1 protein-coding gene is annotated in these 18289 nt (G+C 54.7%); it reads right to left on the bottom strand.

From position 1 onward, the window contains the following. Positions 1-25: 25 nt before the first annotated feature. Positions 26-18271, bottom strand: coding sequence for a non-ribosomal peptide synthase/polyketide synthase (locus tag HGH92_RS25585; RefSeq protein ID WP_168873651.1), 18246 nt, complete (start codon positions 18269-18271; stop codon positions 26-28). Between the last annotated feature and the right edge of the window lie 18 nt (positions 18272-18289).

Genomic DNA, 18289 nt, shown 5'->3' with positions numbered 1-18289 from the left:
AATGATGAGGATTTGGGTTTGGGTTTTAGATATGATGTAATTGTGTCTTAATATGTGTCGCTACAGTGGCCGCTCCGGTTTCCTTGGTCATGGAGATGTGGTCGCCGGGCGCTGTCAGCGCTGTGGCGCGGGTGGCAAATGGTGCCCATCCCAGGCTGTCGTCTTCGTCAGCAACACTTCTCTCTTCTGCACGGATGACTGTCAGCGCAGTATCCGCCTGACCGGCGACAGTATATTCCATAAACAGGCTGTGAGTGGCCATATCAAACATGCGCATCACAAAGCCGAGATGTTCTTTTTCTTCCGGCACATGTTCTTTCAGGTATTCGAGTATGAATGGGATGACCGCTTTGGGCTCCAGCTCTTCTATGGCCGGCTTAAGCGCTTTCACCCATTCGGGGTATGGCTTCACGGCAATTTTATATACCTCAAAGGCTTCCAACAGGGAGTTGTACAGCGTGTCCTTGTCCAGCGCACTGCGTTTAGGCGCTACGTGCGTGTCGAGGATAAAGAGCGCTTCCACCTTATCGCCGAGCAGCTCAAGCTGCCGTGTCATCTCGTAGGCCACCTGTCCGCCGAGCGAGTGCCCTATAAGGCGGTAAGGGCCTTCCGGTTGCACGGACTTCATCCACGCGATGTTTTGGGCAGCGATGGCGGGCACATTGTCCAGCGGTTTTTCACCTTCAAAGATGCCCATCATCTGCAGGCCATAGAGTGCGCCTACCTCTTCCAGAGCAGCGCCCAATACCGTATAGCCTTCACAGATACCGTTGCCGCCAGGCAGGAAAAAGAGCGGTGAAGCCTGCGGGCCGTTGTTCAGCGGCAGGATATGCGGATTACCATTGAAACCGCTTACCTGTCCTGCTGCATTGACTTTCGCCATTGCGCGCTGGTCCAGCACATTCCCCAGCTCCGCGATAGTCGGATAGTCGAAAATGTCGCTGATAGAGATTTCTCCCGCCAGCTGCTTACGGATCACCGCGATCAGGTGGATGGCCAGCAATGAGTTACCGCCCGCCTCGAAATAGTTGTCGTGGACACTTACTTTTTCCATCTTCAGTTGTTCCGCCCAGAAAGCCGCCAGCGCTTTCTCCGTTGCCGTGGCAGGCGCTACGTAGGCCTGACCGGATTGAATGATGGTGTCCGGGTCCGGCAGCGCTTTTTTATCCACCTTACCGTTGGCCGTCATAGGCAGTTTCTCCAGCGGTATCAGGTAAGAAGGCACCATATAATCCGGCAGGCGTTCTCTCAGCCATGCCACCAGTTTGTCCCTTTCGAAATCGCCTTTGGGCACAATGTACCCCAGCAGGCGTTTGCTGCCGTTCTCTCCTGCTTTCGCGATGACCACCGTTTGAGCTACCTGCGGATATTGCAGCAGTACGCTTTCCACTTCTCCCAGCTCAATGCGGAAACCGCGCACCTTCACCTGGTCATCCTGTCTGCCGAGATATTCCACGGCGCCATCAGCGCGCCAGCGGGCCATATCGCCGGTTTTATAGAGGCGGTCGCCCGGCTTGCCGAATGGATGCGCGATGAAACGTTCAGCTGTCAGTTCCGGCCGGTTGAGATAACCGCGGGCCACGCCATCGCCGCCAACATACAGTTCTCCCGCTACGCCTACCGGCACCAGCTGCAACGCAGCGTCCAGGATATAGGCGGTACGGTTATTCAGCGGCATACCGATGGGCGTATTGACGGTAAGCCCTCTTTCGTGAATAGGATAACTCAGGGAGAAGGTGGTATTCTCCGTAGGTCCGTAAATGTTACTGATCTTAATGTCCGGATAAGCCGTCCTGAAACGCACCACATGTTTCTCCGACATTTTCTCGCCACCGGTGAGGATAGCGTGCAGGTGGGCGAATACGCTGACATCTGTATCTACCAGCTGATTGAACCATCCGGTGGTGATAAACAGTATTGTCACCTGTTTTCCATACAGCTCCTGCTTCAGCACTTCCGTGTCCAGCAGGTTGTTTTCCGGACTGAGCACCAGGCGGCCGCCGTTGAGCAGTGCGCCCCAGTATTCAAACGTAGTGGCGTCGAACGACAAGGAGCCGGCAGACAGGATCGCGTCTGTAGGTTGCAGCGATACGTAGTTGGGCTGCATTACCAGGCTGGTCACGTTGCGGTGTGTCACCAGTACGCCTTTCGGCTTGCCGGTAGAACCAGAAGTGTACATCACGTAAGCGAGGCTGTCCGCTTCCAGCTTGTTTTGAACAGCGCCTTCCTGATAAGCAGGCAATATTTTATATAATTCTTCAACGCAGAGATGGCTCATTTCCGGCCTTTCCGCTGCGAGCCGTGAAACATACGGGCTAACGGTGAGGGATATATGGCTATTGCTTTCCTCCAGCATGAAAGAAATTCTTTCTGCCGGGTAGTCCGGGTCCAGCGGCACATAGGCACCGCCAGCCTTCAGGATAGCGAGGATGGCCACCATCATTTCCGGAGAACGCGGGATACATACCGGCACCATCATCTCTTCCCTTACACCCTGCTCCCGCAGGTAAAGCGCCAGCCTGTCGGACCATTCGTCCAGTTCCCGGTAAGTGATCTTTTCATCTCTGAACAATACCGCCACGTCGTTCGGCCGTTGACGTACCTGTGCGGCAAACAGCTGCACGATGGTCTGATCGGCCGGGTAAGCGATGGCTGTATTGTTAAAGTCTTCCAGCAGCATTTTTTCATCTGAGGTATCCAGCAGCGGCAACGCTGCCACCGGTGTTTGCGGCGCATCTGCAATGGAGCGCAGCAACCGTTTGAACTGAGACATCATCCGCTCGATGGTGCTGGCTTCGAAAAGGTCTGCGCAATATTCCACGCTGGCGCCCAGCCCTTCAGGCCCTTCGCGGAAAAGTACCGTCAGGTCCAGCTTAGCCGTTTCATGCGCTGCTCCTTCTTCCGTCATCACCAGCTCGCCAAGCTTCAGTTCCGGCACATCGGGCAGGTTCTGCAACACCAGTGCCACCTGGAAAATGGGGTTACGGCTAAGGTCCCTGTCTTTGGCCACCACTTCCACTATTTTTTCAAACGGCACTTCCTGGTGCGCGTAGGCCTCGAGCGTGGTTTGTTTCACCTGTTGCAGCAGGGCAGCAAATGACGGGTTGCCGCTCATATCGGCCCGCAGCGACAAAGTATTGATGAAGAAACCGATCAGTCCTTCCAGCTCCTGGCGGGTGCGGCCCGCGATGGGGCTGCCCACGCAGATGTCATCCTGGCCGCTGTAGCGGTACAACAATACCTGGAAGGCTGCCAGCAACGTCATAAAGATAGTAGCACCTTCCTGTTTGGCCAGGGCATGCAACGCATCTGACAACTCACGGTCCAGTATAAACGAAGTTGTAGCGCCGCGGTTGCTTTGTACCGCACTCCGGGGATGGTCCAGTGGTAACTGCAACGCCCCCACGCCGGACAACTTCTGTTCCCAGTAGCCCAGCTGTCTGGCCAGGCTCTCACCGGAGAGATGTTCCCGTTGCCAGATAGCATAATCGGCATACTGAAGTTCCAGCGGTGCCAATTCCGGCTCGCGCCCGGCTGCATAGGCTTCATAGAAGGCAGCCAGCTCTTTTACCAGCACGCCGGTAGACCAGCCGTCAGAAGCGATGTGATGCAAGGTGGCCACCAGTATATGTTCGTCCCTGCCCAGTACGATCAGTTGTACCCGGAGCATATGATCTGCCGACAGATCAAAGGGTTGGTTGATCAGCTCTTTCACAAAAGCATGCAGCGCGGTGGTATCTTTCCTAAAGGAGGGTTCTTCGTATATCTCCATCCGCCAGCGGTCTTCCGGCATGATCTGTTGCCAGGACTGGCCGTCGCCGGAGGTGATGACGGTACGCAGCACTTCATGGCGATTGATGATGGCCTGTGCGGCGCGGGCCAGCGCATCAGTGTCCAGCCGTCCTTTCAACCGCAATACGGTAGGCAGGTGGTAATGCAGGCTGCCTTCTGCCTGGTCGATGAACCAAAGCCGTTCCTGGCTGAAAGACAGCGGGATGTTGGCCGGTCTTTCTTTCCGCAGGAGGTCCGGCGCCTGTGCCGCTCCCTTACGGGATTCCAGCAGCGTGGCCAGTCCACCGATGGTCGGATGATCAAATACATCACCGATGGTCACCTCCAGCTGCAATTGTTTTCTGATGGCGGAGATCAGGCGGATAGCCAGCAACGAGTGGCCGCCGAGGGCGAAGAAATCGTCGTGCAGCCCTATCTGTTCCACTTCCAGCAGTTTTTGCCAGATGGCAGCCAGGCCTTGTTGCACAGCTGTTACCGGAGCTGCAAATTCCGCTGTATCGTTCTGTGCTTTCTCCGGATCAGGCAAAGCACGTTTATCAATTTTGCCGTTGGCCAGCATGGGGAATACATCCAGCGGCGTAATAGCGGCAGGCACCATATAGTCGGGCAGTTGCGCGCGCAGCTGGGCGAGCACCGCTTCTGCATCGAAGTCATTTGCAGGGACCACATATCCGAGCAGCCGTTTGTTGCCGGAGTTGTCTTCACGGGCAATCACCACGGCCTGTGTCACGCCGGCGCATTGTTCCAGCACCCGGCCTATTTCGCCCGGCTCTACGCGGTAGCCGCGTATCTTCACCTGATCGTCTATACGTCCGGCGAAAAGGATGTTGCCGTCAGGCAGGAGCTTCACACGGTCGCCGGTGCGGTACAGCCAATCTGCCGGATTCGTGGTGAACGGATCTGCGACAAAGCGGTCGGTTGTCAGCGCGTCATTATACAGGTAACCGGCTGCCACCCCTTCACCACCGATATAGAGCTCTCCCGGAACGCCCACCGGGCAAAGTTGTTTTTCCGGATTAAGCACATAAGCGCGGGTGTTGGAGAACGGTTTCCCTACCGGGACAAAGGCGTCATATTCCGTATGTGCGTTTACGATATGCAGCAGTTTGCCGATCGTGGTCTCTGTTGGTCCATAGTGGTTCACCACCATGCATTCCGCACGGGCGTCACGGATAGCTTTCACCACGCTGCTTTCCAGCGCCTCGCCGCCAAAGATCAGCAGTTTTTCCGGCAGCAGCAGCTGTTCCGGTTCAGACAACGCCTTCCAGTGTGAGGGCACTATCTTGATACAGTCTATCTCATGTCTTTCAAAATAAGCAAGCACCTTCTGCGCATCGTTGATGGTGTCTTTGGAGAAAAGGTGCAACGTAGCGCCGATAGACAGCGCCGCAAAAAGCACCGTATTGCCAAGGTCGGTGGCTATACTGGACAGCAGGCCGAAGGAATGACACTCATCTATCGGCAGGTGCGCCCTTAAACCTACAATGTAGTCCGCCAGATTGTGATGTGTCACTTTCACGCCTTTAGGCGTGCCGGTGCTGCCGGAAGTGTAGATCACATAGGCGATATCCGCAGGCGCAGGCAGTTCGAGCTGCGCTGTTGTCGTATATCCGTTGATGATATGCTGCTGTTCGTCGAGGAAGATTACTTCCAGTCCGTCTGCCGCCGGTATGATATCACGGTGTTGGCCGATGCTGACCATTACGGCAGCCCTGGTGTCCTGGAGCATATATTTGATCCTTTCTGCCGGGAAATCAGGTTCTACGGGCACATAGGCGCCGCCGGCACGCAGGATGCCCATCACCGCCACCAGCATGTCCAGTGAACGGTCCACGCATACCGGTACCAGCACATTGGCTCCTACCCCTTTGCTACGCAGGTAATGTGCCAGCGAAGCGGAACGTTGTTCCAGCGCTTTCCAGGTCAGCAGCTGTCCTTCGAAGGCGAGCGCGGTGCTGTCTGCATGGTGGCGGGCAGCGGCTTCAAACCAGTGCAGGAATGTCTGCTGCCGTGGATAGTTAACCGTCTGGCTCAATGCAGCCAGTTGTTGCTGCTGCTCTTCGCTGGTCAACAAGGCCAGCTGATCGATCTTCTGCTGTGGTGCAGCCACTACGGCTTCCAACAGGGTTTCAAAATGCGCCAGCATCCGCTGGATAGTATCTTCTTTGAAAAGGTCCATCGCATATTCCACCGCTGCATGTAAACGGCCATCACCGTCTTCTGTCATGGAAAGGATGATGTTAAAGCGTGCAGTCGTGTGGGTGACATCTTCCGGCGCCAGTGTCAGGTTGTGCAGATGGAAGTCGGGAGCTGACGGTGTATTGTCCATCACGAACATCACCTGGAACAGCGGCCTTCTATTGGGGTCGCGGTCTTTTACCACGGCTTCCACTATTTTCTCAAACGGCACCTCCTGATGATCGAAGGCGTCGAGGGTGGTCTGTTTTACCTGCTGCAACAGTTCGGTGAAAGCCGGGTTGTTGCCCAGATCGCTGCGTAGCGCCAGCGTATTGATAAAGAACCCGATGAGGTTTTGTGTTTCCTGTTGCGTTCTGCCTGCGGCGGAAGTACCCACGCTGATATCGTCTTGTCCGCTGTACCGGTGCAACAGCACTTTAAAGGCGGTGAGCAATACCATGTAGAGCGTAGCGTCCTGCTGCAATGCCAGTTGCTGCAACTGCCTGCCGAGGGACTGGGGCAGGCTGACGCCCATCCTTGCACCTTTCATGCTGATGGTAGAAGACGGGGTAAAATCTGTCGGCAGTTCCAGTGGCGCTACGTCTGCCATTTTATTTTTCCACCAGGCCAGTTTGCGGTCCAGCACATCCGCGGAAAGCTGCGCCCGTTGCCAGATGGCAAAGTCTGTATACTGCAACGGCAGTTCCGGCAGCTGTGCCTCGTCGCCGGTGGCGAAGGCGTTGTACAGCGCCATCACCTCATTGGTGGCGATACCCATAGACCAGCCATCGGCCGCAATATGGTGGATGACCAGCACCAGCAAATGTTTCTGATGGCCTAACCGCAGCAGATGGGCCCGCAGCAGGTGGTCGTGCGACAGGTCAAACGGTGCGCGTACCAATGCGCCGAGATAGGCTTCCCGGGTAGCTTCGTTCGTATATTCTTCCACGTTATCTATCACCTGTAACTTCCAGGTATCAGCGGGTTGTATTTCCTGGTACACTACGCCATCTTCTTCTTTCATGACAGACCGGAGCACTTCGTGGCGGTTGATAAGCGTTTGTAGACTGCGTTCCAGGGCGGATATGTTCAGATCACCATGCAGTTGCAGGAGTTGCGGGATATGGTACTGAACGCTACCTTCCAGCTGATGGATGAACCACAGCCGCTCCTGGCTGAAAGACAACGGAATTTTCGGACCTCTGGCCTGCGCTGTCAGTGCCTGTGTTACCGGTTGTATGCCAGTTGCCGTTGCCAGCCAGTTGGCCAGTCCTGCCACCGTAGGATGCGCGAACACTGTCCGGATAGGCACTTCCACCTGCAAACGGCTTCTTACCAATGCAATGAGGCGTACCACTTGCAGGGAGTTACCACCGTATTCAAAGAAATTATCGTGTATCCCTACCTGTTGCCTTCCCAATACTTCCTGCCAGATACCTGTCAGTATTTCTTCGGTCGCATTGCGGGGCGCCACGTATTCATTGGCCACGATACTATTCATATCCGGTGCCGGTAAGGCGTTTTTATCAATCTTACCGTTGGCCGTTAATGGCAGCTTTTCCAGCGTTACCCATAATGCCGGCACCATATAGTCCGGCAGCCGTTTCTTCAGGAACGCAACGGTATCTGCTTTCCGGTAATCAACAGCCGGCACTACATAAGCCACCAGCTGGCGGTTGCCTTCATGGTCTTTGCGTGCTGCCACAACAGCCTGCTGTACCTGTCCGCTGGCAGCCAGCGCACTTTCTATTTCGCCCAGTTCAATACGGTAGCCCCGTACTTTCACCTGTTCATCGAGGCGGCCCAGGTATTCGATGGTGCCGTCCGGCAGCCACCGGCCCAGGTCTCCTGTTTTATACATGCGTGAACCGGCATGGAACGGATCGGGCACAAATTTTTCCTGTGTAAGGTCCGGGCGCCCCAGGTACCCCAATGCCAGGCTGTCGCCGGCGAGACATATTTCGCCGGCGATACCAGCCGGGCAGAGTTTTTCACGACGGTTAAGGATGTACACCCTGGTATTGCTGACCGGGCGGCCAATCACCGGCGCGCGGTCTTTGTCAGCCGCCGTCAGTTCATACCAGGTAGCCACTACGCTGTTCTCCGTAGGGCCGTAGTTGTTAATGATTTTATAGGACAGACCATTGATATCTGTTGCCGGCAGCTGATCGCCGCCGGTAAGCAGGTATTGCAGCGGCAGGATTTTGTCTGCTGCCGTACGGATAAATTCCTGTACCTGCGCGGTGGAGATAAAGGCATGTGTAAAGCCCTGCTGCCGGTGCAATGCTATCAGCGAAGGCATGAGCACGCGCGTGTCATTGTCGGGCAGGTATACATAGGCGCCTGCCGCCAGGTAAGGCCATACTTCCCATCCGAAGGCATCGAAGCCTACGCCGGAAACCGCCGTGGCCCTGCTATGGGCATTTACACGGAAAGCTTGCTGATGCCAGTGTATCAGGTTGCTTAAACCACGATGCGGCACCATCACACCTTTCGGCTGACCGGTAGATCCGGAGGTATAGATCAGGTAAGCTATATGCCCGGTTGTTATTTCCGGCAGCCCGGCGGCAGATTTATAACGGGTGATTTCATCCCGGTCCACGTCCAGCCGGATGACGGCCAGCTGATCGATCTCCGGTAAGCTATCATAACATGCGGTATCCGTGATGATAACGGTAGCGCCGCTGTCCTGAAGCATATAACGGATACGGTCCAACGGATACGCCGGGTCTACCGGCACATAAGCTGCACCCGCCTTCATAATGGCCAGCATCGCCATAACGATATCCGGCGAGCGTTCCAGGCATACCGGTACACGGTCGCCTGCTTTTACGCCCTGGCCCAGCAGGTAATGCGCTAGCTGTACGGCCCTATCATCCAGTGTTTTATACGTCACGGCAACACCGGCAGCCGCCAGTGCGGTTGAATTTGGCCGCATAGCCACCTGCGCGGCGAACAAAGACAGGATGGTATCTTCAGCCGGATAAGCTACCGTGGTTTGATTAAACGCATGCAGCAGCTGTTGCGTTTCCGATGCTGTTACCAATGCCAGTTCATCTATCGTGGTAGCCGGCGCCTGTACGATAGCGCGCAGCAGTTGTTCGAAATGGGCCACCATCCGCTCTATCGTGGATTCGCGGAACAGGTCCAGGCAGAATTCGACACTGCCCATCAGCCCTTCGGTGCCTTCTATCAGCGACCAGCTCAGGTCAAAACGGGAAGTGGTATGCGTGCTTTCCTGTTGTGCCAATGCTATATTGCCCAGCTTCAACTCCCCTTCTTCAGGCGCGTTCTGTAAAACGAACATCACCTGGAACAGCGGCGTACGGCTGATATCCCGCTCTCTCACCACGGCGTCCACCACCTGTTCAAATGGCACGTCCTGTTGCTCGTAAGCGCCCAGCGTGGTCTGCTTCACCTGTTGCAGTACGGTGGTAAACGCAGGGCCATTGCCCAGGTCGCTGCGCAGCGCCAGCGTATTAATGAAGAAACCGATCAGTCCTTCTGTTTCCTGCCGTGTTCTGCCGGCCACCGGTACACCTACACAGATATCTTCCTGACCGCTGTAGCGGTACAACAGTACTTTAAATGCGGCCAGCAGCGTCATAAACAAGGTAGTACCCTGTTGTTGTGACAATGTCTGCAAAGCATTTGACAACTCACGGTCAAACCTAAACGAATACATGCTGCCACGGGTGCTTTGTACGGCGGGCCTCGGGAAGTCCGTCGGAAGCTGCAATGTAGCGGTGCCGGACAGTTTGTTTTTCCAGTAGGCCACTTTGTCCTGTAACATGCTGCCAGAGAGGTATTCCCGCTGCCACAACGCAAAGTCGGCATATTGAATGCCCGGTTCCGCCAATGAAGGCGTACGCCCTGTTGTCAGCGCGTCATACAATTCCACCAGTTCATTGACGATAATGCCGGTCGACCATGCATCGGAAGCGATGTGATGTTGGGTCACCACGAGGACATACTCTTCCTCCTGCCGGGCGATCAGGTGCGCGCGCAGCATATAGTCGTTAGCGAGATCGAAAGGTGCGTTCACCAGACGGGTGATATAGTCCTCCAGGGCTGCTTCGGCCATAAAGGCGGTACCGGCAATGATTTGCAACTGCCAGTCGTTGGCCTGCAATATCCTTTGCCAGGTTTCTGCGCCGTCATGTTCAATGACCGTGCGGAGCACTTCATGGCGTTCAACGATCGTCTTCAGGGCAGTGGCCAGTGCCACCGTGTCCAGCGGGCCTTTAAGCCGCAGTACTGCCGGCACATGATAGTGCACGCTGCCCTCCATACGGTCAATAAACCAAAGCCTTTCCTGGCTGAAAGACAGCGGAATGCGGGCCGGTCTTTCTTTCCGTACGATGACCGGTGCGGACGACTGTGTTGTCCGTTGGGCCAGTTGCCCGGCCAATGCGGCCACCGTAGGATAATCGAATACGTCCCCGATAGTCGCTTCCGCCTCCATCTGCTTACGGATAGCGGAGATGAGGCGGATAGCCAGCAGCGAGTGCCCTCCGAGCGCAAAGAAATCGTCATGCAGGCCCACTTCGTCCACCTCCAGCAACACTGACCAGATGGCGGCCAGCTTCTTCTCTGTGGCCGTTTCGGGCGCTACATATCCCTGTTGTGTTTCGATGGCCTCCTCGGGATCAGGCAGCGCCTTGCGGTCTACCTTGCCATTGGCCATCAGAGGGAAACTATCTACTATCGACCATAACGCAGGGTGCATATGATCGGGCAATTCATTTTTCACATAAGCCAGCAGGGCGTCCTTGTCGACTCCGCTGCCACGCAGGACATAGGCCACGAGACGTTTATCTCCGTTACGGTCCGGCTTCGCCAGCACTACTGCCTGTTCAGTCAAACCGCTCCTGACGAGTGCGTTTTCTATCTCCCCTAATTCCACGCGGTATCCACGGATCTTCACCTGGTCGTCTGCACGGCCCAGAAAGAGGATATTACCGTCCGGCAGGTATTTCACCAGGTCACCGGTGCGGTACAGCAGGGAGGTAACACCAGGCAGGAAACGGTCTGCCACGAACTTCCCGTGGGTCAGCGCTTCCTGGTGCAGATAACCGGCAGCCACACCGTCGCCACCGATATACAACTCACCCGGAACACCTACAGGGCTTAACTTCCCGGCAGGTGACACTACATATATGCGGGTATTGGAAAATGGTTTACCGATCGGCACCTGTTGTTCGTATATGCCATCGGGTTGAACGATATGGACCAGTTTTCCGATAGTCGTTTCCGTTGGGCCATAGTGGTTTACCACAGTGCAGTTGCTGCCTGAGGCCCGGATAGCTTCTATAACGCCGGCATCCAGCGCTTCTCCTCCGAAAATGAGCAGTTTCCGGGGCAACAGCAGGTTGCCCGGCAACGACAATGCTTTCCAGTGCGAAGGCACAATTTTGATGCAGTCCACCGGATGTGCGGCAAAATAAGCAGCGATATGTTCCGCGTCATTCACGGCATCTTTGGTGAAGACATGTAATGCTCCGCCAGTCGCCAGGGCGCCAAACACAACAGTGTTGCCCAGGTCGGTGGCGATGCTGGACATAAGACCGAAAGAACGGCTGTCTTCCAGTGGCAGCGCATGTTTCAGTCCATATACATAATCCATCAGGTTCTGATGGGTAACGATCACGCCTTTGGGATTGCCCGTACTGCCGGAAGTGTAAATAACATACACCGGTTGGCCGGGTATCCATTCGCGTGCAATTCTTGTAGCCGGCATGGCATCCAGCAGGGCAGCATCGCCATCGAGCGTAATCACCTGCAGGCCTGCCTGCGGCAGTTTTCCGGCGCAGGCGTTGTTGGTAACTATTACCCTGGCTTCCGTGTCTGCCAGCATAAAGGCCACTCGTTCTGCCGGGAAATCCGGATCAATGGGCACATAAGCCCCGCCGGCTTTCAGGATGCCCAGTAGCGCCACCAGTATATCGGCAGAACGTTCCAGGTACAAGGGCACCAGTGAGCCGGTGGTCATGCCTTTGGCACGGAGATGATGCGCCAGCCGGGTCGCCTGTTTATCCAGCTCGCTGTAGCTCAGCACGCGTTCTTCACAGCGTACGGCGGTTTGTTCCGGGACCCGGTCGGCCTGCGCTTCAAATATATCGATAAGGGTAGTATGCGTCGGATAGGCCACCGTAGCGGTATTCAGCAGCTGTTGTTTTTCTGTGGGCGTCAGCAGTTCAATATCCTGGATGGTCTCTGCCAAACCGGTAGTTATCTGTTGTAATACCTGTTTAAAATGTCCGGTAATGGCTTCGAGATAATGATCGTCCAGCAACGCGGTGTTGTAAGCAAACACCAGGCTGGTTTCTGCGGCAATGCTGATAATGATGGTCAGCGGGTAGTTGGTATGCGGATGTGATTCCACCTGCTTCACCTTCAGCTGCCACTCCTTCGCATTCACTATCTCATTCACGGGGTAGTTCTGGAAAGTAATGGAACTATCAAACAGGTCTCCGCTAACGCCTGACCATTGTTGGACTTCCAGGAGATTATTATATTGATGTTCCCTGCTATGCAGCTGACCTGCCTGTATCTGTTTTAACCAATCGATGATGTTGCTGCCCTCGTCCACCGCGGTATGCAACGGCAGCGTATTGATGTACAGCCCCACTCCTCTTTCTGTACCGGCCAGCGTGTCCGGACGGCCGGAAACGGTAATACCGTAAGCCACGTTACGATGACCGGTATAGGCGTGTAACAGATACGCCCATACGCCCTGCATCAGCGTGTTCACCGTGATATGATGACGTTGCGCAAAACGCGACAGCTGTTGCGTAAAGGCGGCGTCCAGTACCAATTTCCGGTTATTGTATGCGCCTACGCCTTTGGTACGAGCGGTGGTATTGCCGATAAAAGGCAATAAGGTGGCATCGTTCAACTCATGTAAATATCCCTTCCAGTAACGTTCTGCTTCCTCTTTGTCGAGGCGGTCCAGGTATTGGATATATTCGCCATAACGGTCTTCCTTCAGCGAAGGCAGCGCACTGCCGGTCAGCAAGGCATCATACCCGGCCAACAGGCCTTCTACCAGGATAGGCAATGACCAGCCGTCCAGCAGAATGTGATGCGAAGTCCATAACATCCGGAAATTATTACCGTGTAGCCGTACCAGTGTTAAACGCATCAACGGTGCTTCTGCAAAATCAAATCCCCGCCGAAGATCAGTGGTCAACAACTCCTGGTACAGCCGGTGTTGTTCGTCCTGATCAAAAGCAGTATAGTCCAGTATTTCTACGGGCAGCTTAACCTTTTTATAAACACATTGCACGGGAATGCTGAACCGGTCATAATAAAAAGCGGTGCGCAGGATCGTGTGTTTTTCCAGCAGCAGGTCCCAGCTTTTCACAAATGCGTCCACCTCCAGGTCGTCGATGTCCACGGTCATCTGCTCGGTGTAAGTACCGGCTTCTGCGGCGTAGAGGCTGTGGAACAACATCCCCTCCTGCAATCCGCTCAGGCGGTACAGGCTGTCCACCTGTTCACGGCGTGGCACGCCGTGGTGCGTGGCTTCGAGGAAACTGTCCAACTCACTGTTAGACACCCAGGCGCCCAGACCGTAGTCGGAAGGTGTGAACACAGGCGTTTGTACCGCTACACAATGCGCTACCAGGCGCTCCAGCTGCGACAGGTATTCATTGGCCAGTTGTGCAATGGTGGCCGCTTCAAAATGTTTTGTGCTATAGTTCCAGTCCAGTTGCAACTGCCCGTTACTGACAAGGCCAGTCACGGTCAACAGCTCCTGCAGCGGGAAAGACGCGGCGGTATCTGCACCGGACGATTCGGATGCTCCGCTGAACAGGCCTGCTTCATCTTTCAGGTTATCAGACTGCCCCAGATAGTTGAAGACCACATTCCATGGATTGGCGCCCTGCAATGCAGGTATCTTGTTGAAATATTTCAGGACACCGTATCCCAGGCCTTTGTCGGGAATGCTCCGCAGCTGTTCTTTGACAGCCTTCAGGGTCTCACCCGGATGGCCGCTGTGGCCGGTTTCCAGCAGCACGGGGAATAGGTTGGTAAACCATCCCACGGTACGGCTGGTATCTATATTTTTATTGATGTCCTCTCTGCCGTGTCCTTCCAGTCCAACGATAACAGCGGAATGATTGTTCCATGCCGACAACGTCAGCGCCAGAGCAGTCAGCAAAACATCATTGATCTCCGTATGATAAGCCCTGGACGTATCTTTCAACAGCTGGTGGGTCACCTCAGCGCTCAGTTGTGCGGTATGGCTTCCTACATCCGACACCATTACTTTGCCAACATTCGCGTGATCTGTTTTTAGGGTCAGTGACTGCTGTACGACTTTTTCCCAATAGGCCACCTGCGAGAGTCCGCGTTGCGACGTGCCATATGCCGACAGCGCCTGCTGCCATTGACGATAAGAAGAGCTCTTTCGCTCCGGCTGTTGGCCTTGCAGCAATTGTTGCAGGTCTTCCAGCAGGATACGCCAGGAGACAGCATCTACGGCCAGGTGATGCACCACGATGAACAGCCGGTTGGCCGCTTCTGTCTCCGGTGTCAGCAATAATACCGCTCGTATAATCGTTCCCGTTGTAATGTCCAGACTGGCCTGATAACGGTCTGCTGTGGCAGTAATGGCCACTGGCAGTTGATCCGGCGCTACGCTGCGCAGGTCGGCCACTTCCACGCTTCCTTCAAAGGTGCCATACTTCTGTTGCCATACACCATTGCTGTGATGGTACACAAAGCGTAAGGCATCGTGATGGCTGACCAGCTGTTGAATAGCAGGAGTCAGCATTTCCTCTGACACTTTTTTATCTATGCCCAGTAGTACGCTTTGGTTAAAATGATTGGCAGCAGCGGTATCAATATCCAGGAACCATTGCTGTATAGGCAACAATCCGCTTTCTCCGGTGAGTACGCCCTGCTCGCCAATCACCGCATGGCCTGCATTTGCCTGTATATGAGCAGCCAGCGCAGCGATGTGCTGATGTACAAACATATCTCTTGGCTGCAATTCATACCCTGCGCGTCTTATTCTGCCTACGGCCTGAATGGTGATGATAGAATCCCCTCCGAGTTCAAAGAAGTTGTCGTATATCCCTACCTGTTGCACGCCCAGCAGCTCCCGCCACACAGTGGCCAATGCTTCTTCGATGGTATTGCGGGGCGCCACGTAGCTGGCAGCACTTTCCAACAACGGCTCCGGCAATGCTTTTTTATCGATTTTTCCGTTGGCAGTGACCGGAAACTTGTCCATGGGCACAATCTGGGAAGGCACCATGTATTCCGGTAATTTCGCTTTCAAATAGCTGACCAGCTGGTCTTTATCCAACGTATCAACGGGCACCACATAGGCCACCAGTCTCTTAGTGCCTTTATCGTCCGTTTTGACTACCACCACACCCTGCGCTACCGCAGGGAAGGTCAGCAGTATATTTTCTATTTCGCCCGGTTCTATGCGGTGGCCGCGGATTTTCACCTGGTCATCGATACGGCCCATGTAGATGATGTTGCCGTCCGGCTGCCAGCGGGCACGGTCGCCGGTACGATAAAGCTTTTCTTCCGGATTATCGCTGAAAGGATGGGGAACGAATTTCTCTGCGGTCAGTTCCGGCCGGTCGAGGTAACCGGGCGCCAGGCCGGCCCCGCCCACATACAGTTCTCCTGACACTCCTACAGGCACTAACTGCTGTGCGCTGTCCAGCACATAGGCCGTGCGATTATTGAGCGGTACCCCTATGGGTGTATTAGGAATAAGTCCCTTGCTGTTGATATGATAACTTAAAGAGAAAGTCGTATTCTCCGTAGGTCCGTAAATGTTACTGATGCTGATGTCCGGATATGCCTGCCGGAAGCGCTCCACATGCTTTTCAGACATCTTTTCACCACCGGTGAGGATAGCCGACAGCCGGCCAAAGACGGTAATATCGGTATCCACCAGCTGATTAAACCAGCTGGTAGTAATAAACAACGTAGTTACCTCCTTGCTGTAAAGCTCCTGTTTAAAAACGGCGCTGTCGAGCAGGCTGTTACCGACGCTGAGCGCCAGGCGGCCGCCATTCAGCAGGGCGCCCCAGTATTCAAAAGTGGTAGCGTCAAATGCCAGCGATCCGGCTGAAAGCACAGTGGTGTCCGCATTCAGCGCAACATAGTTCGGCTGCAGCACCAGGCTTGTCACGTTGCGGTGTGTTACCAGCACGCCTTTGGGTTTGCCTGTGGAACCAGACGTGTACATCACGTACGCCAGGTCATTGGCGGATGGCGGATTAGCAACCGGGGTATCCGGCTGCCTTGCCAGTAACACCGGCAGCTGATCTACCAATACCAACTCTTTATCCGGCTTTTCCGTTATAAACCGGGCGTGAAAATCAGTCGTGGTCAACAATACATTACTGCGGCTTTCATCCAGCATAATACGCAGCCTTTCTGCCGGATAGGCCGGGTCCAAAGGCATATAGGCCGCTCCTGCCTTCAGTATGGCGAGGATGCCCACCATCATATCGATGGAGCGTTCCGTGCAAACAGGAACGATGCCCCCCTGCTGCACGCCCTTGCTGCGCAGATAATGCGCCAGCTGGTTCGACAGGGTTTCCAGTTCTCCGTAAGACATCACGGCGTCACCATACAGGAGCGCCACGGCGTCGGGAGTCTGTAGCGCATGCGCGGAGAACAAAGCTGCAATGGACTGGTCGTCCGCATAAGGCACCGCGGTATTGTTGAAAGTGTTGAGTGCCTGCTCCCGCTCTTCAGCAGACAGCAATGGTAACAAGTGGACCGGCACATCAGGCGTCTGCAACACATTTTTCAACAGCAGCTGAAAGTGCCCGATCATCCGATGAATGGTTGATGCATCAAACAGGTCGGCGCAATATTCCACGCCGCCTTTCAGGCCATCGTTCGTTTCTTCCATGATCAGGGTAAGATCGAACTTGGCATTTTCGGTGATGATTTTTTCCTCAGACAACCGTAGCTTACCGGGCGCATCTGCTTTGGGCGCCGGGGCGTTCTGCAATGCGAACATCACCTGGAACAACGGGCTGCGGCCGGGATCGCGGCCTTTCACCACCGTTTCAATTACTTTCTCCAGCGGCACTTCCTGGTGATCATAGGCACTCAGCGTGGTCTGTTTGATTTGCTGCAACAGCGCCCGGAAAGTAGGATGATCGCTCAGGTCACTGCGCAACGCCAGCGTGTTCACAAAAAGGCCGATCAGCGTTTCCATCTCCGCCCTTGTCCTGCCGGACACCGGACTTCCCACAGTGATATCACTCTGACCGCTGTACCGGTACAACAATACCTTGAAAGCGGCCAGCAATGTCATAAAGAGGGTCACATCTTCCTGGCGGGACAGCTGTTTCAGTTTTTCAGCCAGCGTATGATCGATTGTAAAATCAATGGTAGCACCGCGGGTGCTTTGTATGGCGGGCCGCGGATAATCCAATGGCAATTCCAGCGGGGCTATGCCGGACAACTGTTTCTTCCAGTAGTCCAGCTGTTGTTGCAGTCCGTTACTGCCCAGCTGCTGACGCTGCCATAACGCGTAATCGGCATACTGAATTTCCAGTGGCGCCAGCTGCGGCGTGTATCCGTTGGCATAAGCATCGTACAACGCCTGTAGTTCACTCACGAGGATACCGGTGGACCAACCGTCAGAAACGATGTGATGCAGCGTCAGCACCAGTATATGTGTATCTTCTTTCAGGACGATCAGTTGCGCGCGCAACAGGTGATCATTTGCCAGATCAAACGGAATGGCGATATATTTTTTCAGGAGGTCTTGTAAAGCGGCGTTATCATGCAGACAGTGGGCCCCGTCTGTGACGGTAAGCTGCCACTGGTTTTTCTCCATCACATATTGAGACGGGCGGCCGGTGTCTTCATGGGTACGGATGACCGTACGCAGTATTTCATGGCGGTTGACGATCTCACACAGGGCTTTTTCCAATGCGGCACGGTCCAAAGCGCCTTCCATGCGAAGAGCGGCTGACAGGTGGTACTGTACGCTTCCTTCCAGCTGATCGATGATCCACAGCCTTTCCTGGCTGAAAGACAGGGGAATGGCCGTATCCGCAGACCGGCCCGAAGCCGCCGCAATAGCCGTTCCCGTTACTGCCGCCGTACGCTGGTGGTATTGCCGGAAATACGTGATAAGATGTTGTTTGTTGTCCTTCAGTACCTTCAGTAAGGAACTGTCGATCTTTTGTTCCTTGCTAACTTTAACCACCAGGTCGTTTTCGTCATAGGATATTTTTATTCCCGAATCCTGGGCCTTTCCCAGTAGGTCAACGATGTCAACTAAATTAAAATCTAACATAACCGGTTGTTTGAGTAA

This window comes from Chitinophaga varians, assembly GCF_012641275.1.
Lineage (GTDB): Bacteria > Bacteroidota > Bacteroidia > Chitinophagales > Chitinophagaceae > Chitinophaga > Chitinophaga varians_A.
This window is presented reverse-complemented; position numbering and strand designations above follow the sequence as displayed.

Excerpts from the sequence above, each read along its gene's own strand:
- HGH92_RS25585 (WP_168873651.1), bottom strand. The coding sequence starts at position 18,271 with ATGTTAGATTTTAATTTAGTTGACATCGTTGACCTACTGGGAAAGGCC.